The organism is Siphonobacter sp. BAB-5385, from assembly GCF_002261125.1.
GTDB lineage: Bacteria > Bacteroidota > Bacteroidia > Cytophagales > Spirosomataceae > Siphonobacter.
The window spans coordinates 1-861 of record NZ_NMPS01000180.1 but is presented as its reverse complement, the minus strand read 5'-3'; the positions used below and the strand labels follow the sequence as shown (position 1 = coordinate 861).

1 protein-coding gene is annotated in these 861 nt (G+C 53.0%); it reads left to right on the top strand.

Annotated elements, in window-relative coordinates:
- Positions 1 to 861, top strand: an 861-nt coding sequence (locus BWI93_RS18035) for a PAS domain S-box protein (protein ID WP_141217521.1), incomplete at both ends; no start/stop codon positions are given.

Below are 861 nucleotides of genomic sequence, written 5' to 3'. Positions count from 1 at the left end.
GCACAGGATCACGTTATTCCTTACGAACAGGCCATCCAGTTTATTCATCCAGACGATGTAGATCGCGTCAATCAGGCTGTCGAGCAAGTCCTGACGGGTAAGTCAAATGGGAACTACGATCAAACCTATCGTACCGTTGGGGCCGATGATGGCATCCTGCGGTGGGTACGCTTCTATGGCAAAGCTTATTTTAGCCAAACCGGCGATTTGTATCGCTTTGGCGGGGTAGCTCAGGATGTTACTCAACAAGTACGCACTCAGCAGTCACTAACAGTCAGCGAAGCCCGCTCTAAAAACCTAGTGACGGCTACACCAGCGGCTACGGCCATCTTGGTCGGGCCGGATCTGCTCATCCAGCATGTGAACGCTCCGATGCTGGCTATTTGGGGCAGGGACGAGTCCGTACTCGGTAAAACACTCCTGGAGGCGATGCCCGACTTAGAAGGACAACCCTGTTTAGCCCAGCTTCAGCACGTCTTTGATACCGGTCAACCGGTTCGTCACTCGGAAGAGGTGGCTTACCTGATGACGGACGGACGACCTAAGACGGTTTACTTCAATCATGTTTACAACCCACTCTATGATCAGGATGGATCTATTTACGGGGTGATTAACACGGCCATCGACGTTACGGAGCAGGTAACGGCCCGGCAGGCACTACAAGAAAGCGAAGCCCGCTTTGTCAACATCATTCAGCAGTCGCCAGCCGCTACGATGGTGTTACGGGGGGATGAGTTTGTGATTGATCAGATCAACACACCCATGTTAGGCTTTTTTGGACGGGGTAAGGAAGTCATTGGACAGCCCCTACTCGCCGTTATGCCGGAGCTGAAGGAGCAGTTTGCCTGGCAACAGGCACAG